This is a genomic window from Paenibacillus sp. YAE3 (assembly GCF_057546105.1).
The window spans coordinates 145,784-168,825 of sequence record NZ_BAAIYF010000003.1 but is presented as its reverse complement, the minus strand read 5'-3'; the positions used below and the strand labels follow the sequence as shown (position 1 = coordinate 168,825).

Below are 23,042 nucleotides of genomic sequence, written 5' to 3'. Positions count from 1 at the left end.
CAGATTAAAACGGCATTGCTTACGGCTGTCATCCCAAAAGCTCAAGCTTCGGGGTTTTTGCGGGGCTCGTCCGCCGGCTGGAACCAATAATTCCGGTCAAGCTTGACGACCTTCCGGTTGCGGCGCCGGATCAGCACATGATTGTCGTCCCACGCCACCACGATGCCTTTTACATCGTTTTCTTCAAGACTGTCGCGAACCACCCTGACCATTTCTCCGGAAAGGCGGTAGTTGTTGAGCTGTTCGTCTGTAATCATCGCAAGCGGCCTCCTTTCCTTTGTTCGTATCACAAAAAAAGACCTAAATGGATTCATTTAGGTCATATCTTTTGCAGCGGCTTGCCGGCTGAATTCAACGTTCGTGCGAGAATTAGCGTTGCGCATGCTCTTTGCTGTCATTTTTCTCAAACCAAAAATCAAGCACTGTAGAAGACATCACCCGTTTTTCAACATACTCCACTTGATGAGGGGCGAACAAATCCTTCCAGGAAAAGTCAAGCTCATCACACATACGCACGATGGTCAGAAGTTCCGACCAGGCGACGTAACGTTTGTACCAGAAAAATTGAGGATGCTCCATCATGTAGGGATACAGATCATCAAACTCCGTATGTTTGCAATCCAATGCGCGTTCGAAATGATCTTTGGCTGCAGCCAGTTTATCGACGAAAAACTGTTCGGTTACCGGTTCTTTCCCCATTTCGCTGCCTCCCCTCTCGAGTTCTTAAGTATATTATAAGCGAAAAGGACGCCACTTGAAAGAAATTGTTTATATTTGGACGATCAGTCGGCGAAGGTGATGGTTCCGTGATCGAGCGACTCGATCCTTACCAGCGACTCCAAACGGATTCCCTGCTCGCGGATCGTTCGCGCGCCGGCCTGGAAGCATTTTTCGACGACGACGCCGAGGCCGACCAGCTCCGCTCCCGAACGTTCGATAATTTTGACGAGCCCTCTGGCCGCATCGCCGTTGGCGATAATGTCGTCGATAAACAGCACCTTATCCTCTGGCCGGATGTACTTGCGCGACAGCATGATATCGGTGACGATCCCTTTCGTAAAGGACGGGACACGCTCGCATAACGCGTCGGGATCGGCCAAAAGCGTTTTTTTGCGGCGCGCGAACACGAGCGGCACCCCAAGCTCCAGCGCCGTCGCAAACGCGACGGAAATGCCCGAGGATTCCACCGTGATGACGCGCGTGACGCCTGCATCCGCAAACCGCGCGGCAAATTCCCGGCCCATCTCCATCGTCAGTTCGGGATCCACCTGATGATTCAAAATGCCGTCCAAATTCAGCACCTGCTCCGACATGACCGTGCTTTCTTCAATAATCCTTTGCTTTAATTTTTCCATTTCATAACCCCCAAAACGATTAAGAAAAACGTCGATCGACGTACTTTCAAAAAAATTCATACCCTTTAACGGAAGCGGCGAACCACCGCGTTTAACGTCTCCGCCGCCAAACGAACCCCGCGACCGCAAGCGTTGCAACGAGCAGCACGGTCACCAGCACCCCGACCTTGAGCGACGACCGCTGCATCATGATCGCGATTTCGTTCCAATGATACCCTACCGCATGTCCGATCAGCAAAAACGTCGTACAAAACAGCAGCGCGCCCAATGCCGCATAAGCGGCGTAACGTCCCACGGGCAGTTTGGATATCCCGGCCATATAGGAAGACAGGTGACGCAATCCGGGAATGAAATACCCGATCACGATGCTGAAGGCACCGTACCGCTTAAACCAAGCTTCGGCGGACTTCAGGCGCCCCGGCGTGAGCCGGACCCATTTGCCGTACCGTTCCAATAGCGGCTTCCCTACTTTTCTTCCCAGCGCATAGCTGATCATCATCCCCGTCATGCTTCCCGTAAACGTGACGGCAAGCGCGGCGGCAAAATGAAAATGCCCCTGCGCGATCATGCCGCCGAAGGCCGCGATCAGCGTTTCGTCCGGAACCGGCACGCCCACGATTCCTAATGCCAGCAAAACAAATAATGCGATATAACCGTATTGTGTCAGGTAAACCATAATTTCCGTCAAACGTTATGCCTCTCTTTTCTCATGCTGTGGCAGCAATTGGATATTTTTTCGAGGTCTAACCGATGGGGACACGCCTGAGTCATGTCCTACACAATCCCATCATAACCTGTACTAAGCGAAGTACACAATAGCGCCGCTTTAAAGCAGGGAGGAACCTAATGAAAACCGGGATACGCATCATCCAAATCGCATTTACATACATCGGAACGGTCGTCGGGGCCGGATTTGCCACCGGGCAGGAAATCATTCAGTTTTTTACCCGATTCGGCAAATGGGGCGCCCTGACCATCTTGCTTGCGACGATTCTGTTCATATGGCTCGGCACCAAAATGATGCTGTTGTCGCGCCGGATTTCCGCCCGCTCTTACGAGGATCTGAACAAACATCTTTTCGGCCCGAAGGCGGGGTCCGTCATCAGCATCATCATGCTGTTGATTTTGATCGGGGTTAACAGCGTCATGCTCGCCGGGGCGGGCTCCGTATTCATGGAGCATCTCGGCATGCATTATCAAACCGCACTGCTCATCACGATCATAGGGACGTTTTTTTTGCTGAAGCACGGCATGAATGCCATTATGCAGCTTAACAGCATCGTCGTTCCGCTAATGCTCTCCTTGTCGGTGGTCATGATTCTCAATACGGCCAAGCTCCCCACCGCCGACCGTTTTCTCAGCCTGCCCGCCGATTCGCATTGGTCCGTGGTTTGGCTATCGCCGATCATTTATACCGCTTTTAACCTTGTATTGGCCCAAGCCGTCCTCGTTCCGCTCGGAAGCAAAACCGAAAGCGCGGCCGCCGTCAAATGGGGAGGCATAGCGGGCGGAATCGGCGTCGGGCTGATGCTGCTCTCGGCCCATATCGCCATCTCGGCGCATATGCCCGGCATCCGGCAATACGAAATCCCTATGGGCAGCATCGCCTCCCATCTGGGAACGGCCGTCCATTTGATCTACGTCATCCTGATCTTCCTGGAAATCTTCAGTACGTTCGTGGCGGATCTGTACGGGGTGACGCTTCAGCTGCAGCAGCATCTTTCCGTTTCCCCGAGGCTCATTACGGCATCCGTTTTGTTCATCTGTTTCCTGCTCAGCCAAATCGGGTTTAGTTCGCTTCTATCCGTGCTGTACCCGCTGTTCGGCTGCCTGGCGATCGTCTGGGTGGTCAAGCTGATGCTTAAATCCGGATGATTTCGGCCTGAGGCAGCCTTTCCCTTACATGATCCAGAATATAACGGTGGCAGGTCAGCATGATGATTTGCCGCTCCGCCGCCAGCTTGCCCGCCAGATCGAGGGCGGAGCACATCCGCTCCTCGTCGAAGTTGACGAACAGATCGTCGAGCAGCAAAGGCACGGCGGTTGTGCCGTTCATGCTCCCGGCGAGGGCGAAGCGCATCGCCAGGTACAGCTGTTCGGCCGTTCCCCGGCTTAGCAGCGTGCTGTCGATTAGTCCGGCGCTGCGATGTTCGGCCAGCAGCCTTTTGTCGCCCAATTTCATGACGACTCTGGCGTAGCTCCCCCGCGTCAGCTCGGCAAAATAAGACGAAGCGAGCTTCAGCAATTGCGGCTGCTTCTCCCGTTCGTAAATGCTGCGCGTGTTCGCGATCATTTCGGCGCACAAGGCACGAACCGCGTATTGCCCGGCGATCTCCTTAAGCGCCGCCTTCTGTTCCTCAAGCTGCTGCAGAGCCGTATCCCGGGCGCATAACCGCGCCAGATCGTCCCGTTCCTGCAGCAGTCTGCCCTGCAGCTGCCGCAGCTCGCTTAGCAGCAGCTCCGCCTGACCGAGCTCCCGTTCCGCTTCCTTCACCGCTTCGTCGAGGGAGGCGGCGTCATGCTCGTCCAGGACGCCGCGAAGCGCTTCTTCCCGTTCCCGGGGCCAGCCGCCGAACATGCCGACCATAAGCTGGCGGATGTTGCGCTCCAGCTCTTTGCGCCGCTCCGATGCGGCCCCGAGCCGCAAAAACTGCTCTCCGTCCGCCGCTTTCGTTTCGGCAAGCAGGAATGCCATGGACCGCTTGACCGCTTCGATTTCCCCGTTCACCCGGAAACGCTCCTCCTGCACAGGCTCCAATCTGGAGATCACGATTTCCCTTTGGCGCAGCAGCTTTTTCTCCTCATCCCACGCCCGCTCGGCCGCTTCAAGCCGGAAAAACATAGAGGGTCCGCTTTCTTCCTGATCGGGCAGAACCAGCCGGCATTCCTCTTCATAGGCCCGTATTTCCTGCTCAAGCCCCCGCATTTTTCTATCAAGCCAATCGAGACGCCGCACAAGCTCCATTCCCTGCTCGGCAAATCCGAACAGGTCCATCACCGTCTCGGGCGAGGAGGATGCCTGGAGTTCCCGCTCCGCCAGCCAGTGCTGCCACTCCTCTTCAAGCTCGGCGAAGATCCCCTGCTCCTTGTCCATTTTACGGCGGAGCGACGCCAGCTCATGCCGCAAAGCCTCGGTCCGCTGGCGCGCCGACAACGCTTCGGCTTTGCTTCTTTCCAGTTCGTCCTGCCACAACAGCCAGGCGTCCACCAGTTTGCGCAGCTCGCGCAGGGCCGATTCCAGATCCTGCTCGGCAAAGAAGGCGTCCCGTCTTCCTTCCCCTTTGCCCTCCGCCCGGGCGGAAGCGGCCAGCGGGTCGGCAACTAGCGAGGAGATGAGCGAAGACAACCGGCTTTCCTCGTTTCCCGGATCATAAAAGTTTGCATGCCTTCTGCTTGTCCTCTCCGCTTTCGCGGAGGAACGCCTGCTTCCCAGCCATAGCCCGACATCGGCTGCAGCCAACAAAGCCAAGGCCGCACCGGCTCCCGGAGGGGACTGCAGCAGCCACAGCGCGCCAGGGAGAAGCAGCGTCAAGAGGACGCTGCCCCATAACAGCTTCCGGTACAAAGCCCTTATGCGTTGATCGACGGCGGCCTCGCGTTCTTCCATTTCCTGAAAGGAAAACCGTTCAAGACGGGTTTCGCGCCAACGTTCCGCCGCCGATTGGATTTCGTTCCAAACGGGGAGCAATTCGGCTTTGGATTTCGGGATGAACATCGCGAAACGGGCGGTTCCGTCTTCTTTTTTCTCGCCATAAGCGGCTTCCGCCCGCCGAAGCTCATATTCGGCCGCTTCCAGCTGCCTGCCCTTTTGCTCCCGCTCCAACGCAAGCGACTCCATGCGGCGGTCATACCCGGCAAATCCGGCGGCATACCGCCGGACAGCCTCCCGCTCCGCGGCGCTGCCCGAAAAAGCCCGCAGTTCGGCCATGCCCCACCGCGGGTCCATCTGCCGGAGCAATCGTTGCAGCTGCTCCCTTAAGGCCGCCTCCTCGCCGGAAAATTCCTGGAGTTCCTTGATCCTCATTTGGATCGGTTCCCGCCTTGCCGCCAGCCTATCAATCAGCGGCCCCTTGGCCAGCAAGCTATCGGCAGGCTGAAGACGGCCCAACTGTTCGTTCATGGCGGCTTCCGCATGCTCCAGCTCTTTCTGCCGGATCTTCAGCCTGTCCAGCTCCTCTTGAAGCCGATGCCACCTCAAGACGCCTTCCTCGGGGTAACTTGCAGCTTCGGGAAGCCCGGTCAGCTCGAGCGCAGCCTCCTTCCACTTCAGCCACTGCGGCCGGATGTCCTGCGCTTTTCGAAGCAATACCAGCCGGTCGGATATCTCGGCCCGTTTTTGTTCCGTTTCCCCGATGCTCTTTCCGGTTTCCAGCAGCTTCGAATCCGCCGCCATATATTTGGAGAGATAAGCGCGGCTTTCCGAGATCTCCCGCTCAAGCCGCTCGATGGATTGCAGCACCTTTGCGCTTTCTTGGACCCGTCCCCGCGGCTTGTACAGCTTTTCCATCTCCTGAAACAGCCTCCGCTCGGCCCGGACGATCCCGGCGCCGCCGCCGAAACCGGCATGGAACAAGTAGCTGCCCATTTCCTCGGACTGCAGGGTCCGGATTTCCTGCAGCTCCGTCAAGGTCACGGCAAACAGCTGCTTGAACATGTCCCTCGACAATCCGCCCAGGAGCCCCTTTTCCAAATCGTCTTGCGTCATATGTACAGCCGTTCCTTGGGCGGTCGTTTTGACGATCGACAGCCGTTCTCCCCGTCCGGAGGCCGGTCCGCCTTCCCCGGACGCAAACCTGGAGACGGTCCATGCCGAACCGTCTTCGTCCCTGGCGGTCAATACGCCGCCATGCGCTCCGCCTCCCGGCGGTTCGAATCGCTCCCCGGGGTAGGATCGGCTCGGTATGCCGTACAGCATGGCCCGCACAAAATGCAGGATCGTGCTTTTGCCGGCCTCGTTCGGGCCCGCCAAAACCGTGATCGGGGCGCTTAGCCGGATGTCGCGGTCCCGGATCCGGCCAAAACCTTGAATTTGCAAACGCTCAATGTGCATCCGATTCCTTATCCCCTTCCGTTTCCGGGCCAAGGTCCGCCAGCAGCATGACCGCCATCTCTTCGGCCCGCCGCAGCCACCCCATCCGCTCCTCTTCGCTGGTTTCGGCCAGCAGCCTGCGCAGCTCGCCATTCGCCGCCAATGGCTGCAGGGCGCGACGGAACAACTCGGAACGGATCCGCTCGTCCTGGCCCACCCGCTTTCCGTATCGCAGCAATTCGCCGAGAAAGCTGTCCTCCTGAAGCAGCGCTTCCCGGTCGATCCATGGGCCGGACCGGATCTCGAAGCTTTCGATCCATACGAGCCCGCGGAATCCGCCGGGCCCTTCCGCCGCTTGAACCGCTTGTCGGCGGAACGCATGCAGAAGCTCTTCCGCCATCCCTTCTTCCAGCCGATCATGAAGACGGCCTCGGCCGATCACGGTAAACCGGACGATGCTCATTTCCCCTGGACGCTCGCGGCGAATAGCCTCCAATCGAGCCTCCACCATCAGATGGAACGACTCTTCGCTTTCCAGGCCGTCGATGGCAAGCTCCTCCCGGAACCAACGCACCGTATCCAGCTCATGGAACCGCAGGCCGACGTTCCCTTCTTCATCCACCTGAACGGCATAACAGCCCTTCGCCCCGGTTTCCCGAATGCTGCGACCCTGGATATTGCCCGGATAAACGTATGGGGGTTTTCCTGCAAGATTTGCCTTTTATGGATGTGCCCCAGCGCCCAATAATGGTAGCCTGTCGCATTCAGGTCGCTCCGGGTGCAGGGCGAATACGTTTCATGCGCGGGATCGCCGTCCACGTTGGCGTGGAGAAGCGCAATATGGAACAAGGATGAATCCTTGCTCCTTTCAAAATACCGGGACGTATTTTCGGTAACTTTGGCCGTCGGATAAGAAATACCGCCGATGACCGCTGCCGGCCGTCGATCCTGCCTGCGGTATGCGACGACCCGTTCGAATTCGGGGCCAAACACGTGCACATGCTCCTTCGGGGAGGTGCCCATGCGCGGGCCGTCAAGCGGATCGTGATTGCCGTGGATGACGTACACGCCGATACCGTGCTCGCCGAGCCGGTCCAGCGCCTCCCGGAAACGGAGCTGGGCCTGAAGGGACGCGTCCTTCGCGTCGTATACGTCGCCGCTAATCACCATAAAATCGGCCCGCTCCCGGACGGCCAGCTCTGTCAGCCGCTCCAGGGAAGCAAAGGTGGATTCGCGCAAAAATGCACGGATGTTGTCCGAAAGCCCGCTGATGCCTTTAAACTGGCTGTCGAGATGAAGGTCCGCAGCATGGATGAATTTAAAGGAAACCATTCCATCACTCTTTCACGGGTGAGTATTGTAAATATAATTTCTTCAGTTCATTAACCGCATGGGTCAGCGAATAATGGCTTTTGGCTTTGTCCCAGGCCGAACGCGCCAGTTCGTAACGATAAAGCGGGTCGGCGATGACCTTCTCCAGCGCCTCGCTGAGCGCGACGTAATCCTCGGGCGGAACGAGAAGGCCGTTGACGCCGTCCTCGATCTGCTCGGCAATCCCGCCGACGTTCGTTCCGACGAGCGCCAGGCAGCTGAGTGCCGCTTCGGCAAATACCGAACCGAAAGCTTCCGCCCGGGAAGGCAGAACGAAAATATCGAAAAACGGCATAAACTCTTCGGGGTGCAGCGTATAGCCGTAAAATATCGTTTCATTGTAAATGCCGAGCTGCTTGGCCAGCGTTTCAAGCTCAGTGCGGTACGGACCGTCGCCGATGATATGCAGGACATAATCGAGCCCTTTCTTTTTCAGCTCCGCGCACGCTTTAAGCAGGACGTCAAGTCCTTTGGCCGGGACGAGCCGGCAGACGGTGATCAGCTGCGGAACGTCGTTTTCGTGGGGAACCGGCTTAAACCGTTTCTCGTCGAATCCGTTCGGAGTTACGGCGATGCGCTCCGGATAATCCACGTAGGCTCCCAGATAATCCGCAAACGAACGCGAAACGGTCAGCATCCGTTCGCTTTTCAGCTCCAGCTCGCGGTACAAGGACACCAGGAAGCGGTGCTCGGGGCCGTCCGCCTTGATTTTCCCGTTCAAAATCAGTTCTCTTTCGTAGCTGGAATGGATAGTTTGGATAAGCGGCACGTCCGGAAACGCCTGTTTCATGGCGAGGCCCGCGATCGGATGGTGGGCGTGGATCAGATCGTACGGCTTTTGGATCCGAAGCTTCGTCCACCATAAATAATCCTTGTAGGTTTGAATGTATTTTTGAACGATAGGATAGTCGCCGTATTCCGTCCAGTCAAAGGTTTCGAACCGGACGTCTTCATGCCCCTTGTTCCGGATCCGCTTCGGAAGCCAGAACATTTCCATGTCCCATCTCGAGGATTGAAAACGCTCCTGCATGTACGGAATCATCGAGGATACGCCGCCCGGCTGCTCCGGCGGGAAAAAAAGTGCTTGCAGTAATCTCATGGGGAAACGCCCCTTTCTAGTATCTCTTTCTATCTGTTTTTGTGCTGTCCACTCGTTTCGGGATCTTCGAAATTATGATATATTGGAACATATGTTTCAGTAAAGGAAAACCATTTCGGGAGCCGTTGGAGGATGACGCCTTTCATGTCCGGATCACCCTACGCCGTTTCGGCCGGCATTGCTGCGGCATGCTGTTTCTATATCATACTCATCATGACGATGATGTGCCTCATTATGTACAGCAAGCAGCGGAAAAAGGCCTATGTGTCGATGATCGTCGCCTTTCTATTTATTATGACATACGAAGGTCTGAACATCCATTTCGCCTTGTCGCCTGCAAGCAGCCGGAGCGGGAGCTATTCCCGGATCGCCGATTTGCAAATTTTTTCGTTCCTGCTGCTCAACCTGGCCGTGTTTCAGCTTTACCGCCGAATGAGCCGATCCTCGTATCTGATTTTTGCATCGCTTGCGCTGCTGTTTCTCGTGCCGCTGGTCTCTTACGTCATGCCGTTCGGAGGGACCGGATGGCAGAAAATCTACTTGGATGTCTACCAATTGGGCATCTTATATGCAGGCATTTCATTCATTCTGCCGCGGATCGGGCAGCGCGGAAAATATTTTGCCGGCATCGGCGTCTACTTCGTCTACGTGGCTGTCGGGATGCTGGCGCGTTACGCCGGCTGGCATGCCGCATGGATCGACGCCGCGACGGTCTGGCTTCCGCTTGCGTATTACACGATCGTGTTCCTGATTCTGTTCGAGCGGATCGTCGAGCTGATGCAGTCGATTTACCGTTCCTCCATCACCGACGGACTGACGAATCTGTATAACCGCCGCTTTTTCATGAAACAGTTGAACAAATATGTGGAGCAGGGCGTCAAGGTATCGATGATCTTTTGCGACATCGACAATTTCAAAAAGCTGAACGATACCGAGGGCCACCAACGTGCCGATCAGGTATTGAAGCAGGTGGCGGCGATCATCGACGAGGAAGTGTCCGAGGTCGGCCTCAGCGGCCGTTTCGGCGGGGAGGAGCTTGTCGCCCTGATCGTGGACAAACGGGCTAATCCCGCCCAAATCGCGGAACGGATCCGCGCCCGGGTCGCCGAAGAAACGATCGTCACCTTAAGCATCGGCTACAGCTCGCTCCGCAAAAACGGTACCGCGGAGGAATTGGTCAAACAAGCCGACCAAGCGATGTACCGGTCCAAAACGACGGGCAAAAACAAAGTGTCGCCTTACCGCACGCCCTCCTCGAAAAAAGAACCGGCGGAGGAAACCGGCTCATGAGGCAACTCCCTAACCATAAAAAACTTTCAGGCCATCGCGGCATTACGAAACGAAAACTGCAAAAAGGAGCTTAAACGATGGGCAAAGAATCGCTGCCTTCCGCGTACATTGAACAAATGAAATCTATTCTGGGCGGGGATCTCCCCGCCTTTTTGCACTCCTACGATCTTCCGCGAACCCACGGATTGCGCTTCAATGAATCCAAGGCCACGGCCGCGCTTCAGGAAAACGTGATCCGAATGTTCGACCTGAAGCCCGTTCCCTGGTGTTCGACCGGTTATTATTACAACGAATCCGCGCGTCCGGGCAAACATCCCTACCACCAGGCCGGACTTTACTACATCCAGGAGCCTTCGGCCATGTCGGCGGTGGAGATGCTCGATCCGCAGCCGGGCGAAACGGTGCTGGATCTGGCGGCCGCTCCCGGAGGCAAAAGCACCCATATCGCTTCCAAAATGCGCGGCCGGGGGCTGCTGGTCTCCAACGAAATCCATCCGGAACGCGCCAAAATCCTTGCGGAAAACGTCGAGCGGATGGGCATCGCAAATAGCGTGGTCACCTGCGCCCCGCCGGACGAGCTGTCCCGCCGGTTTCCCGAGGCATTCGATCGGATCATGCTCGATGCGCCTTGCTCGGGCGAAGGCATGTTCCGCAAAGATCCGAACGCGCTGGCGGAATGGTCTCCGGCCATGGTGGATCTTTGCGCCGCGCGGCAGCGCGACATTTTGGACCATGCCTACCTGATGCTGAAACCCGGAGGCACGATGGCCTATTCGACCTGCACGTTTAACCTGAGCGAAAACGAGGAGATGATGGCGCATTTCACAAGCGCCTATCCGGATATGGAGCTGGTCTCCATGAAACGGCTGTGGCCGCATGAGGAAAACGGAGAAGGGCATTTCGTGGCCGTGCTGCGCAAAAAGGATGACGTAGAGCGGACGGGAAAGCAAAAACGAACCCGCAAACCGCAAGACAAGGGCAAAAACAAAGCGGAGTTGGCGGCGTATCGCGACTTTGCCTCCTGGGCGGCGGAGGAGCTTCCCGGATTCGTCCCGCCGGCGGGAACGCCCGTCTTGTTCGGGGAAGCCTTGTATCTACTCCCCTCCACCGAACCGCTGCCGATCGACGGGCTGAAGGTTCCCCGGGCCGGGCTTCATTTGGCCCACTTGAAGAAAAACCGCGTCGAACCGGCCCATGCGCTTGCGATGGCGCTGGCTCCCGAACAGGCCAAGCAGCGGCTCCTTCTGGAAGCGGACGGGCCGGAGGCGGCGGCCTATCTGCGCGGCGAGACGCTGCCCGTTGCGGCCGATCTCCGCGGCTGGACGCTCGTTACGGTGGACGGCCTTCCGGTCGGCTGGGGCAAAGCCAGCGGAGGGCAGCTGAAAAATCATTATCCGAAAGGACTCCGCCAATTGTGATGCGAAGGGAACGCGTTCCCTTAACAAACGAAGGTACCTGAAGGCTTGCGGACAAGCCTTCAGGTACCTTCGTTTTTTTATATATCCGTTACTCCATCAAGACAAGCAGTATTTGAGCAAAGCCGCATGCACGCCGTCTTCGTTGTTCGAGGCGGTTACCTCGTTGGCCGCCGCTTTCACTTCCAACGGGGAATTGTCCATGGCGATGCCCATGCCCGCAAAGGTCAGCATCGTGATATCGTTATAGTAGTTGCCGATCGCCAGCACCTCTTCGGGGCGCACCCCGCGGCGTTCCGCCAGCTGCTTGAGCGCGTTGCCCTTCGATGCGTCCGGATGCATCAGGTCCAGGAAATATTCGCCGCTTCGCAAAATGTTGAATTCCGGCGTCCATTTGCCGATTTCCTCATGGACCTTGTCCAGCACGTCGGCGTAATCGAATGCCGTCACCTTTACGACCGGCTCGCCCAGCTCTTGAATCGGCGGCAGGTTGGCCGGCAGCATCAGGAAATTCTCGTACATGCTGCGGACCTCGACGGCCATGCCGTCCACGTCGTCCACATACATGCGAAATGCCGTATTGACGTCAAAATGAACCTTTTTATCGCGGAAATAATCCATATACGGCTGGATCGCTTTCGTATCCATGGCGAATTGGTGCACGACTTCCTTCGTGACGACGTCCACCGTCGCCGCCCCGTTATGGCTGATCACATAACCTTTAAGCCCGATCTCTTCCATGAACGGAATCGAGTTTTGCGGGCCTCTCCCGGTGCAGAGCACGATTTCCGCTCCGGTTCGCGATACCTCCTGAATGGTTTGTTTCGTTTGCTCGGTCAGTTCATGGTTGTCGTTCAGCAGCGTTCCGTCGACGTCGAGAGCGATCAGCTTGTATTTCATGTCTCCACCCATCCTTCTTCTCTATTTTAGGGATTTGGCTTGAAACCCCTTCGATTGATGCAAAAAACCATTCCTTTGCTTTATACAGAAACGTCATCCAGCCATCTGCGCGCAAGCCGTTTATTACTGCGCTTTAATCCTGCGGGCCTGTTAGCATGGCCAGTTCGTCTTCCGTTAATTCCCGGTATTCCCCGAGCTGCAGCGAAGGATCCAGTTCCAACCGGCCCATGCGGATCCGTTTCAAATAGACCACCTTTTTGCCGACCGACTGGAACATTCGCTTGACCTGGTGGAACTTGCCTTCATGAATCGTCAGCTCGATCCGAGAGACGACCTCTTCCCCTTGACGATCGTGCCCTAGCACGACAAGCTCTCCGGGTTGCGTCACGTAGCCGTCGTCCAGCGTAACCCCTTCGGCGAACCGCGCGACGTCCGCCTCTCCAACCTCTCCGAGCACCAATGCCATGTAGGTTTTCGGCACATGCCGCCTCGGGGAGAGCAGCTCATGCGCCAGCTTTCCGTCGTTGGTCAGCAGCAGCAGCCCTTCGGTGTCCTTGTCGAGCCGCCCCACCGGAAAAGGTTCGAACGCCAAATACTCGGGCGCCAGCAAATCCAGCACGGTCCGGTCCCGGTTGTCTTCGGTCGCCGATACGACGCCGGGCGGCTTATGCAGCATCACGTAGATGTGCTCCCTGTAATGGATCCGCTCCCCGTCCAGCAGGACCACGTCCGTTTCCGGATCGACATGCATCCCGCTGTCTTTGGCCCGGACGCCGTTTACCGTAATCAGGCCCTGTTTCACGTATTTTTTGATGTCGCTTCGGCTCCCATACCCCAAATGGGTCAGCGCCTTGTCCAATCGCAGCGTATTTCTCCCTTTTGCGCTCACGCCGAGGTCCACCTCCACCCTGCCGGGTATTCGTTTTTCAGCATTCCGTCCTGCCATTTGCCAAACCCCGCCGAATAGCCGTCGATGCATACAAGCACGTATCCTTTGGGCAGGACCCCGTCCGTGCAGCGGATCCGGTCCGCTTCGACGTTCAGCGTTTCGCCCTTTAAATACCGGACCGCCTCGCCCGTTTCCGACGACAAGGAAAGCACGCGGCAAAACTCCTGCGGGCGCAGGGCGGTGGCCAGCGGATGGGCCGGCACGAAGCGGCCGTTTTTGGCATCGCCCATATACCACCCCGGACGAACCGCCTTCAGCCCGTCCAATGCTCCCGGAGGAAGCGGCGATTGATAGACATGCTGGCCGAACATGATCGTATGCCCGCCCGGAACGAACCCAAGATGGTCGCGCACGAAATTTCCGTAGGCTTCCAGCTGGGCGGCCGGATCATCCCCGGCCGGCTTTTTTGCCGTTCCTTTGCCTTTTTTGGGCATTCCCTGGCTCCGGTCCTTCCGGTTCTTGCCTTTGCCGTCCAAACGTGCCCCGCCCGAGGAACCGCGATCTGTCTCAGCCAGAAAACGGCCGGGCTCGTCCGTGCCGGTTCCGTCATGCTGCAGCACGGCCACGAAATGGCCTTCGCCTTCGATCAGATGCGGCCATAAACGGGAGGTCTGCTCCGCCTGCTCCCAGATGTCATCCGGGATTTGATCGGATTCCCCCATATGGCCGCGAAGCCAGTCGACGGCTCCCGAAGCGAACAGCCCGCCCGGAGGCGGCGCGACGTTAAAACATGGTTGCTCCAGCAGGAATTCGGCGATGATCGCCTCGTTTTCTTCGGGAGAAAACGTGCAGGTGGAATAAACGATCCGTCCGCCCGGCTTCAGCATGTTGGCCGCCGATTTCAAAATTTCCCTCTGCATGGCGGCGTATTTGTCCGGCGATTCTTCCGTCCACTGGCGAACCATGTCCTCGTCCTTGCGGAACATGCCTTCGCCCGAGCAGGGGGCATCCACGAGGATTTTATCGAAAAAGGCCGGGAAGCTGGCGGCGATCCGCTCCGGATGCTCCTGAAGCACGACGCCGTTTCTCACCCCGTAAAGCTCCAGATTTTTCGCCAGCGCCTTCGTCCGTTCCTGGTTCAGGTCGTTGCTGACCAGCAGTCCTTCCCCTTGCAGCTTGGCCGCAATTTGGGTCGACTTGCCTCCGGGAGCCGCGCAAAGGTCCAGCACCTTGTCGCCGGGACGCACATCCAAAAGCTCCACGGGCGCCATCGCGCTGGGCTCCTGGATATAATACAGCCCGGCATGATAATAGGGATGTTTGCCCGGCCGGTCGCCCGGCTCCGTATAAAAGCCCGTTTCGCACCAAGGAATCGGCTTCAGCTGCCAAGGGCTCGATGCCAGCATGTCGCCGACGGATATTTTTAACGTGTTGACCCGGATTCCGCTGTACGGATCATGGTCATATGAAGCGATGAAACGTTCGTATTGATCCTGCAACAGCGACTTCATGCGCCCCTGAAAAGCGGCAGGCAGCTGTAATGCCATGTTTCTCATCATCCTGTTCTGTCTTGTTAAAATCGGTTTCGCTTATGCACCATCAAAAACAACAACCCGCTGTTCCTAAGACAGCAGGTTGAACGTATGGATGATGTTCGCATTGACAACAGGCTTTTCGGAAGCCGGCGCCTAGTCTTCTTGCGAGTCGTTCTTGCGGCATCCCGCCATCACCCGTTTGACTTCTTCGAGCAGCTGCTTCATCTCATCCATGTCGGGGCGGCCGTCTTGGCTGGACCAGATCCGGTTGAACCGTTCTTGGAATTCCATCGCCTCGTTGACGAGATGATAAAAATACAGCTGGTGAATCAAGGTCAGCACCTGGGACGTCACGTTGGAATCGTCCTCGAATTTTTTCTGCGCCTCCAATATTTCTTCGCGGATGCCCGACATTTCATTATCCAGAATAGCCGCCGCTTCCGCCGTTTTCTGCAGGCGTCTGCGCACGTCCTCCGGCAGCATTTCGCGGTACTTGTAACTTAAAGAATGCTCGATCGTCGCCCAAAAGTTCATCGCAAGCGTCCTGATTTGGATCTCGGCAAGCACCTTTTTCTGTCCAAGCGCCGTTTGCACGGGATATTCCACGATCATATGAAAACTGCGGTAGCCGCTTTCTTTGTAATTGGTAATGTAATCTTTTTCGTATAAGAGCTTCAGGTCCTTGCGGTTGCGGATATATTCGGCCACGCGCCGGATATCCTCCACGAACTGGCACATGATGCGAATCCCGGCGATATCCTCGATGCCGGTCTCCAGCTGGTCCATCGGGACGTTCAGCCGCTTCGCCTTCTCCAAGATGCTGGAAATCCGTTTGACGCGTCCCGTCACGAACTCGATCGGCGCATATTCTTCGCGTTTTTTGAGTTCGGCGCGCATCGTTTTGAATTTCACTTTCAGTTCCTCAACGGCTTGCTCATACGGTAGCAAAAATAATCCCCAATCCCTGCCGTCCATTCACATGCCTCCTGTCTGTCACCCTCAGCGATGGTCCGCTCCTACGGCTTCGGAAATATGCGAAAATCCGTCACGGCGCAGAAGCTCCCTGAGTCCGGCATGCAGCCGGCGGTTCACTTCGGGCCCTTCGTATATAAGAGCTGTATATATTTCGACCAGGCTGGCTCCGGCCCGGATCTTTTCATACGCATCCTCCGCGCTGAAAATGCCTCCCGATCCGATAATCGGCAGCTTGCCGGCCGTCTGTCTGTAGACGCGCGAAACCACTTCCGTGGAACGCGCGCGGAGAGGTCTGCCGCTGATTCCCCCGGTTTCCTTTTTGTTCGGATGGGTCAGCCCGTCCCGCCCGATCGTCGTGTTTGTGGCGATAATGCCGGAAATCCCGCTCGCGGAAAGGGCGTCCACCATCATCTCGAGCTCCTCGTTGGTGACGTCCGGAGCGATTTTGACGAGAATCGGTTTGGATTTGCCGTGCTTTTGCGCCTGCAGACGCATCTCTTCCATAATATGCGCCATCAGCGAGGAAAGCTCGCTGCCGTACTGCAAATTCCGCAAATCAGGCGTGTTCGGCGAGCTGATGTTCACGACGAAAAAATCGCCGTACGGATACAGCGTCCGAAGACAAGCCTGATAATCCTTGTACGCTTCCTCGTTGGGAGTCACCTTGTTTTTGCCGATATTGACGGCGACCGGAACGGGCCTTGTTTTCAGCCGGGACAGTCTGCCCGCCATCGCTTCCGCCCCTTCGTTGTTGAACCCCATCCGGTTCAGCAGCGCCTCGTCCGGAGGCAGGCGGAACAGGCGGGGCCGATCGTTGCCGGGTTGCCCTTTCGGCGTGACCGTCCCCACCTCCATGAATCCGAATCCGATGGAAGAGAACCCTTCCACTGCTGCCGCGTTTTTATCCAGTCCCGCCGCCAATCCTACCGGTGTGGGAAAGTGAAGTCCGAACAAATCGACCGCCAGATCAGGCGTTTCGGTTACGCCGTACATGCTTCTCAAAAAACCGGAGCCTCCCGGGAAGGAACCGGCCGTATGTAATCCTCCGATCACCAAATGGTGCGCTTTTTCCGGGTCCATCTTAAAAAAAATCGGTTTTGCCACGTTTCGGTACAGCACCAGTTACTCTTCCTCTCCATCCGCAAGTTTTTTCTCTACTCTCCAGTTTATCCTTTTCCGGGGTAAAAGAAAAGTTTTTTGCCTTCTTTCTTCCGCCGCCTCTCCCCTTGTCCCGCTGGTTTTTTGGGGATAAACCCATTACAATTGAGGTGTCCACCGAAAATCGATAGAAAGAGGGTAGAACGGTATGGCAACCAAACGCAAGCCTCCGACACTTCGGCAAAAAAAAGAAGAAGTGAACAGAAAGGCGATATTTTGGTCCGGCCTTAGTTTATTGCTTCTCATTCTGCTGATCGTCGTGCTGATTGTTTGGAACACCTGATTTACAGCCAGTGGTATGTTTTACGGGGGTTTGTCTGATCCTGCTCCCGCTTCGTGCGGAACTTCTCCTGCGGAGCGAGCAGTTCATCGGGCAGGCCCCCTTTGCTAATGATGACCGGCGTCCCCATCGGCACCAGGTCGAACAATTCCTCCGCATCGGCTCTGCTCATCCGTATGCAGCCCTGGGATTCGTCCTTTCCGACGCTATCCGGCTCGTTTGTGCCGTGGATGGCGTAATTGGTGTCCGAAAGCTGCATCCCCCTGCTGCCGAATTCCCCGTCGTCGCGTCCATTCGGATTCATCACTTTGTCCGTGATCGCAAACCGGCCCTCAGGCGTCCGCTTGCCCCCGAGTCCGACCTTATAATTCCGCAGCATAACGTTTCCGCTCACGACGGCCAGGCGGTGGTTCTGCTTGTCCACGAGAATGGTCAACGGGGCGTCGAAATAAGGCCCGCCTCCCCATGTATCGGCGAAAGGCCCTTTTCCCGCGGCCCCGCCTCCTTTTGCGGCGTCCGGAGAATCCTGCTTCTGTCCCGCCGCTTCCGCCCGCGCCCGCTGCACTAGAGGCAGGAACGCTTCCTTCATCCCTTCCGTCGTCCCGGAAATCCAGTTGTCCGGAAACGGGCGCACCAAATCCTCCAGCTTTTCGGGGTATTGACCCGTTTGGCTTTGATATGCCCGAATCGCGCTGTTCAACAGCGCCAGCTCCTCCTGCTTCTCCGTCCAGGCGGACGCGGCTTTGGCCAGCTTGTCCCCATCCTCCGGGCGGCAGCTGCACGTTTTCGGATCGTATGACTGGTAAGCGACCGCTCCCGAACCTTTGTTTTCAAGCGTATATCCGACCGGCAGCCGGCGCTTCCACGCCAGCCAGTTCCCCTGTTTTTTCATTTCCAGGATGGCCAGCCGGCTTCCAAGCAGCTTGGGGTGGGCTAACGGCCCCGGCGCGATCGGCGTCACGCCTTTTTCCAAACCGCCTTCCTTAACGGCCGTAAACATGACCGCCCCTTCCTCCGTCACCGGCTCCTTGCCGCCTCCTTGCGGGTCAGCCTGCGCCTGCTCCTTACCGGCAGCCGGATCGGGCCGATGAACGGCCGGCGCTTCTTGCGCCTTCCGATGCTGGCTTGGCGCATCCACCGAGGGGACCAAAGCGAGCAGCAAAACCATGACGGCCACCAGCAAGCGGCGCAGCCGAACGGAACGCCGTTCCCTTTCCTCGGCCTGCTGCAGCAGCCTTTGCTCGTATTCCTTCCATATATCGGATGGCATTTTGCTCGTTTCGAACGCTTCATAGATGCCGCCGGACCGGTTAAAACAGTAATTCGCCTTGCCCAGCTGCCCTTCTTTTTCGTACTCCTTGCCCAGCAAATACCATCCCATTTTGTTATCCGGGTGCATCTGGACGTATTTTTTCAAATAAAGTGAATTTCTCACGGGGTCCTCCATCCCTCACAACGTCTTTTCTATATATATCGGGTCGGGGCGTCAAAAAAAACACCCCCTTCCCTGACGGATCGGAAAGGGGGTGTCGCAGCAGCTTCCTCTTACGCTTATTTCTCGACAGGGACGCGAAAAGGGCTGTCCGCTACCTTAATGGAATCGGTCGGACATCCGTCCGCCGCATCCTGCATATCGTCGAACAGGTCCTCCGGAATTTCGGTCATGCCTTCATTGCCGTCTCCGCCGAAGACAACCTCGGCGAGACCTTCGTCATCGTAATCGAAAATGTCCGGCGCCGTAGCCCCGCATGCCCCGCAGGAAATGCATGTATCTTTGTCTACCCAGCAGTATTTCGCCATGATTTCTTGAGAGCCTCCTCTTTCAAACGTCAAACGCGAGCGTTTCAAGTTGGCCTGATGCGGCCGCCAGACCTATCTTAATCCACCTTGGGCAAAATGCCAATGATCAATGTCGCTTTCGCTGCCGGATATTTGATAAATATCGATGGGAATCAAGGAAGATCCAGCCCGTCTTTGCCTACGAAATCCATTTGAAGCGAAGTTCCCCGCACCTTATGGTTGCGCAGCAGCACCGACGGATCGTCCCCCAGCATGCCGGCCGTGACCACGGCGTTTTCGCCGAATTTGTTGCGGAGCATATCCATCGTTTGCGTCAGCATTTCTTTTTTCGGCTGTTTTTCATATTCGAAAAGGTCCAGCTGGATCGCGGCTTCGCTTTTCGGCGTCAAGTGCTGGAGCGTAATGCCGAGCAGCCGCACCGGCTTATCCCAGCTCCAGTGCTCCGCGTACAGGCGCCGGGCTTCATCGTAGATGTCGCCGGCGTTCTCCGTCGGCGTGTCCAGCATGCGGCTGCGGGTGATCGTTTTCATGTCCGGGGTCCGGATCGTGATTTGGACGCCCCCTGCGACAAGCCCCTGCCGCCTCAGCCGGCGCGCGACCTGGTCGCTGATGTTGAGCAGCACCCTATGGACGTCCTCGCGTTCCTGAATGTCGGCCGGCAGCGTGGTCGTATGCCCGATCGACTTATTGGGCTCGCGTTCCTCCAGCACGGGCGAATGGTCGATGCCGTTTGCCGCCTGCTTCATCCACGCGCCCATCACGCCGAACGTGCGGATCAGCGCCTCTTCGTCGGTTTTTGCTAGTTGCCCGATCGTATGGATCCCGATTTTACGCAGCTTTTCGGCCGTTTTGCCGCCGATGCCGAACAATTCGCCGCAGGGCTTGTTCCAGAGCAGGCGCGGGACGTCGCGAATGCGCAGCACGGAAATGCCGCGCGGCTTTTTCATGTCGGATGCCATTTTGGCCAGCAGCTTGTTCGGAGCGATGCCCACCGAGCACGGCAGGCCGAGCTCCTCGTCGATCCGCCTTTGAATTTCCTCCGCGATCTGCTGCGGCGTGCCGAACTGCCTCGAACCGGTAATGTCGAGGTAACATTCGTCGATCGATGTCGCCTGCATCAGCGGGGTGTAGGAGTAGGCGATTTTCATGAACGCTTTCGAATATTTGCGGTATAAATGGAAGTCCGGCTTGATGAGGATCAGCTCCGGACATTGCTTCAGCGCGCGGCTGACGTGCATGCCGGTCGAAATGCCCCTTTGCCTTGCCGCATAGGAGCAGGTGACGATGATGCCTTTGCGCAGCTCGATGCTCCCGGCCACCGCCGTCGGTTTGCCGCGGTACTTGTCCGGCTCCTCCGCCTCATGGACCGAGCAGTAAAAAGCGTTCATATCCACATGCAAAATGACCCTTCCGTTCGTTGGATAATAAGCGTCTACGTCCCTATTCATGAGCCTTCTCACCTTCGAAAATTTCGTTACGTTCAGCATAACGTTCCCCCGGCAACAGGTCAAGAATGGGGCACCCGCGAAAAACACGGAATTCTTTGTTACATTCCCGCGTAAAAATGCTATAATAATTTACTATATATGTGGATCGTTAGATTCCCGCTAAAACCAAAAACGAATTCATAAGACTTCCAAAGGAGGACGCTTTCATGTCAAAGTCCATATCCATCTTCGACACAACCCTGCGCGACGGCACTCAAGGAGAAGGGGTCAGCTTGTCGGCGGACGACAAACTCAAAATTGCCAAAAAGCTCGATGAACTTGGTGTTTCATATATTGAAGGCGGGATTCCGGGAAGCAACAGCAAGGACATCGAATTTTTCAAACGGGTGGGGGAGCTCGGCCTCAACGCCAAAATCACCGCCTTCGGCAGCACGCGGCGCAAGGACAGCATAGCCGATCAGGACGCGAACTTGAACCGGATCATCGAGTCCGGCGCCCAGGCGGCCACGCTTGTTGGGAAATCATGGGATTTCCATGTGCATACCGCGCTGCAAACGACGCTGGAAGAAAATCTGGCGATGATTTACGATTCGGTTGCTTATTTGAAGCGTAAAGGGCTGGAGGTCATTTTTGACGCGGAGCATTTTTTCGACGGCTACAAAAACAACCCCGAATACGCCGTCGCCGTGCTCAAAAAAGCGAAAGAGGCCGGCGCGGATTGGCTCGTCATGTGCGATACCAACGGCGGCACGCTGCCGCATGAAATCGGAAGCATCGTCGCCGCGTTCCATGCAAGCGTACCGGATGCCAATCTCGGCATCCACACCCATAACGACTGCGAGCTGGCCGTCGCCAATACGCTCAGCGCCGTCCAGGCCGGCGCCCGCCAGGTGCAGGGCACGATCAACGGTTACGGCGAGCGCTGCGGCAACGCCAACCTGTGCTCAATCATCCCGAACCTGCAGCTCAAGCTCGGATATGAGTGCATCGGCGAGGAGCGCCTGAAGCAGCTGACGAACACCGCCCGTTACGTCAGCGAAATCGCCAACGTCAACATGCCGGTGAACCAGCCGTACGTCGGAAACGCTGCCTTCGCCCATAAAGGGGGCATCCACGTGTCCGCGATTCTCCGGGACTCCAGGACATACGAGCACATCGTTCCCGAATGGGTGGGCAACAAGCAGCGCGTCCTCGTATCCGACCTGGCAGGGCAAAGCAACATCGTTTCGAAGGCGCAGGATATGGGGCTCGACTTTGACCCGGCGAACGAACAGTCGCGCAAAGTAATCGACAAAATCAAGGATTTGGAGCACCAAGGTTATACCTTCGAAGCCGCCGACGCCTCCCTGGAGCTGCTGCTGCGCGAAGCCGGCGGGGAAATGAAGGAGCTTTTCGCCTTCGAATCCTTTAAAATGCTCGTCGAAAAAACGGCAGGACAGCCGGTCGTGTCCGAAGCCTTCGTGAAGCTGAACGTGGCCGGCAACAACGTATACACCGCCGCCGAAGGCAACGGTCCGGTCAACGCGCTGGACAACGCCTTGCGGAAAGCGCTCGTCCAATACTTCCCGGCGATCAAAGAGATGCATCTGTCCGACTATAAAGTCCGCGTGCTGGACGAAAAGGACGCCACGGCGGCCAAAGTCCGCGTGCTGATCGAATCGAGGGACATCAACAACTCGTGGAATACCGTCGGCGTATCGGGCAACGTCATCGAAGCGAGCTGGGAGGCGCTGGTCGACAGTATGCGGTATGCGCTTCTCGGGCAAGCCTTGAACGAACGGGATGCGCAGGAATCGCCTGCCTCGGAGCAGCGGGGACTTGTCAATCATTAAGACGGCAGCACGGCAAAAAAACCTCGGACGTCCGCATAGGGCACCGAGGTTTTTTGATATGGCGGCCGGCAAGGCCTGTCTGCATGTCAGGAGTTGATGAGTTTTTTTACCTTTTTCTCCAGATCCTTTTGCGGCAAAATGCCGAGCACGACTTCCTGCACGACCCCGCGCTTGTCGATCAGCACGTTCGTCGGGAAAACGACCCCTTTATACTGCTTTTCGTAAATGTCGGCTTTGAGGTCGAACATGACCGGGAATTGAACCCCGTATTTATCGACGAACTTCTGCGCGTTTTTTTTGTTGTCGTATTTGGTCACGTTCACGCCGTAAACGGCCAGGCTGTCCTTGTATTTCTCGGCAATGGCGTTCAGCTCGGGCGCTTCCTGCTTGCACGGCTCGCACCAGGACGCCCAAAAATTCAGCAAAATCGCTTTATCCTGGGTTCCGCCCACATGATACTCCTTGCCGTCCAGTCCTTGGGCGGTGAATGCGGGAGCAAGCAGCCCGGCTTCGGGCCCCGTCTCGGTAGGCATCGTTTTTTGATGCTGGAACGCCGCCTGAATGCCGGGTCCCGCATTTTGGTAAAGCGCGATGCCGATTAAGACGATGACGCCAAGAAGAATATATAGATTACGCTTCATGGATGTCTTCGTTCCTTTTCGTATT

22 protein-coding genes are annotated in these 23,042 nt (G+C 56.8%); 5 read left to right on the top strand and 17 right to left on the bottom strand.

Going from position 1 to position 23,042, the window contains the following annotated elements:
• Positions 1–41: 41 nt before the first annotated feature.
• The 4 genes from AC27KL_RS06795 to AC27KL_RS06780 form a co-directional block, all read right to left on the bottom strand.
• On the bottom strand, positions 42–257 hold the full coding sequence (locus tag AC27KL_RS06795; protein ID WP_339321541.1) for a hypothetical protein: 216 nt from the start codon (positions 255–257) through the stop codon (positions 42–44).
• 112 nt (positions 258–369) lie between these two features.
• Positions 370–699: a hypothetical protein gene (locus AC27KL_RS06790; protein WP_036706737.1), complete on the bottom strand. Its 330-nt coding sequence runs from the start codon at positions 697–699 to the stop codon at positions 370–372.
• Between the two features lie 83 nt (positions 700–782).
• Positions 783–1,355: a xanthine phosphoribosyltransferase gene (locus AC27KL_RS06785; protein WP_339321542.1), complete on the bottom strand. Its 573-nt coding sequence runs from the start codon at positions 1,353–1,355 to the stop codon at positions 783–785.
• A gap of 91 nt (positions 1,356–1,446) precedes the next feature.
• Positions 1,447–2,043, bottom strand: a complete 597-nt coding sequence (locus AC27KL_RS06780; protein WP_487169236.1) for a DedA family protein — start codon at positions 2,041–2,043, stop codon at positions 1,447–1,449.
• Positions 2,044–2,201: 158 nt separating this feature from the next.
• Between AC27KL_RS06780 and AC27KL_RS06775 the strand changes: the two genes are divergently transcribed.
• Entirely contained in the window at positions 2,202–3,230 is a 1,029-nt protein-coding gene (locus AC27KL_RS06775; protein ID WP_487169235.1) for a YkvI family membrane protein, read from the top strand.
• Here AC27KL_RS06775 and AC27KL_RS06770 read toward each other — a convergent pair.
• The 4 genes from AC27KL_RS06770 to AC27KL_RS06755 are packed head-to-tail and all read right to left on the bottom strand — an operon-like array spanning position 3,217 to position 8,854.
• Entirely contained in the window at positions 3,217–6,405 is a 3,189-nt protein-coding gene (locus AC27KL_RS06770; RefSeq protein ID WP_487169234.1) for an AAA family ATPase, read from the bottom strand. The two genes, AC27KL_RS06775 and AC27KL_RS06770, sit on opposite strands and share 14 nt — an antisense overlap.
• On the bottom strand, positions 6,395–6,958 hold the full coding sequence (locus AC27KL_RS06765; RefSeq protein ID WP_487169233.1) for a hypothetical protein: 564 nt from the start codon (positions 6,956–6,958) through the stop codon (positions 6,395–6,397). The genes AC27KL_RS06770 and AC27KL_RS06765 overlap by 11 nt, the downstream gene beginning before the upstream one ends.
• A complete protein-coding gene (locus tag AC27KL_RS06760; protein WP_487169232.1) occupies positions 6,895–7,716 on the bottom strand; it encodes a metallophosphoesterase family protein in 822 nt (273 codons plus the stop codon). The genes AC27KL_RS06765 and AC27KL_RS06760 overlap by 64 nt, the downstream gene beginning before the upstream one ends.
• Before the next feature lie 4 nt (positions 7,717–7,720).
• Positions 7,721–8,854, bottom strand: a complete 1,134-nt coding sequence (locus tag AC27KL_RS06755) for a glycosyltransferase family 4 protein (RefSeq protein ID WP_487169231.1) — start codon at positions 8,852–8,854, stop codon at positions 7,721–7,723.
• Between the two features lie 144 nt (positions 8,855–8,998).
• Between AC27KL_RS06755 and AC27KL_RS06750 the strand changes: the two genes are divergently transcribed.
• Together AC27KL_RS06750 and AC27KL_RS06745 are read left to right on the top strand one after the other, a co-directional pair.
• Positions 8,999–10,144 carry a GGDEF domain-containing protein gene (locus AC27KL_RS06750; RefSeq protein WP_339321548.1) on the top strand — a complete coding sequence of 382 codons (1,146 nt, stop codon included), beginning with the start codon at positions 8,999–9,001 and terminating at the stop codon, positions 10,142–10,144.
• A 77-nt stretch (positions 10,145–10,221) separates the two neighbouring features.
• The gene (locus tag AC27KL_RS06745) at positions 10,222–11,562 is read left to right on the top strand and encodes an RsmF rRNA methyltransferase first C-terminal domain-containing protein (RefSeq protein ID WP_487169230.1); all 1,341 of its coding nucleotides are present in this window, start codon (positions 10,222–10,224) and stop codon (positions 11,560–11,562) included.
• Positions 11,563–11,658: 96 nt separating this feature from the next.
• On the opposite strand, the gene AC27KL_RS06740 is transcribed toward AC27KL_RS06745, so the two are convergent.
• The 5 genes from AC27KL_RS06740 to AC27KL_RS06720 form a co-directional block, all read right to left on the bottom strand.
• Positions 11,659–12,459, bottom strand: a complete 801-nt coding sequence (locus tag AC27KL_RS06740) for a Cof-type HAD-IIB family hydrolase (RefSeq protein WP_339321550.1) — start codon at positions 12,457–12,459, stop codon at positions 11,659–11,661.
• Positions 12,460–12,592: 133 nt separating this feature from the next.
• A complete protein-coding gene (locus AC27KL_RS06735) occupies positions 12,593–13,348 on the bottom strand; it encodes a pseudouridine synthase (RefSeq protein WP_487169229.1) in 756 nt (251 codons plus the stop codon).
• Entirely contained in the window at positions 13,345–14,895 is a 1,551-nt protein-coding gene (locus tag AC27KL_RS06730) for an RsmB/NOP family class I SAM-dependent RNA methyltransferase (protein ID WP_487169228.1), read from the bottom strand. Before AC27KL_RS06730 ends, AC27KL_RS06735 begins: the two co-directional genes overlap by 4 nt.
• Before the next feature lie 141 nt (positions 14,896–15,036).
• Positions 15,037–15,858, bottom strand: a complete 822-nt coding sequence (yjbM, locus tag AC27KL_RS06725) for a GTP diphosphokinase (protein ID WP_036706717.1) — start codon at positions 15,856–15,858, stop codon at positions 15,037–15,039.
• Between the two features lie 24 nt (positions 15,859–15,882).
• Positions 15,883–16,977 (bottom strand): quinone-dependent dihydroorotate dehydrogenase, encoded by a 1,095-nt coding sequence (locus tag AC27KL_RS06720; RefSeq protein ID WP_339321553.1) that lies wholly within the window; start codon positions 16,975–16,977, stop codon positions 15,883–15,885.
• A 187-nt stretch (positions 16,978–17,164) separates the two neighbouring features.
• Between AC27KL_RS06720 and AC27KL_RS06715 the strand changes: the two genes are divergently transcribed.
• Entirely contained in the window at positions 17,165–17,299 is a 135-nt protein-coding gene (locus AC27KL_RS06715) for a hypothetical protein (RefSeq protein ID WP_281422516.1), read from the top strand.
• A 1-nt stretch (position 17,300) separates the two neighbouring features.
• On the opposite strand, the gene AC27KL_RS06710 is transcribed toward AC27KL_RS06715, so the two are convergent.
• The 3 genes from AC27KL_RS06710 to AC27KL_RS06700 all read right to left on the bottom strand — a co-directional run bounded on the left by AC27KL_RS06710 (position 17,301) and on the right by AC27KL_RS06700 (position 20,544).
• Positions 17,301–18,731 carry a L,D-transpeptidase gene (locus AC27KL_RS06710; protein ID WP_487169227.1) on the bottom strand — a complete coding sequence of 477 codons (1,431 nt, stop codon included), beginning with the start codon at positions 18,729–18,731 and terminating at the stop codon, positions 17,301–17,303.
• A 116-nt stretch (positions 18,732–18,847) separates the two neighbouring features.
• Entirely contained in the window at positions 18,848–19,096 is a 249-nt protein-coding gene (locus tag AC27KL_RS06705; protein WP_487169226.1) for a ferredoxin, read from the bottom strand.
• 152 nt (positions 19,097–19,248) lie between these two features.
• On the bottom strand, positions 19,249–20,544 hold the full coding sequence (locus tag AC27KL_RS06700; RefSeq protein ID WP_487169225.1) for a DNA polymerase IV: 1,296 nt from the start codon (positions 20,542–20,544) through the stop codon (positions 19,249–19,251).
• Between the two features lie 206 nt (positions 20,545–20,750).
• On the opposite strand from AC27KL_RS06700, the gene cimA reads away from it, so the two are divergent.
• Positions 20,751–22,376, top strand: coding sequence for a citramalate synthase (gene cimA, locus AC27KL_RS06695; protein ID WP_487169224.1), 1,626 nt, complete (start codon positions 20,751–20,753; stop codon positions 22,374–22,376).
• 86 nt (positions 22,377–22,462) lie between these two features.
• Here the strand turns inward: cimA and AC27KL_RS06690 are convergent, their stop codons facing one another.
• Positions 22,463–23,017, bottom strand: a complete 555-nt coding sequence (locus AC27KL_RS06690) for a TlpA family protein disulfide reductase (protein ID WP_339321558.1) — start codon at positions 23,015–23,017, stop codon at positions 22,463–22,465.
• Positions 23,018–23,042: the final 25 nt, after the last annotated feature.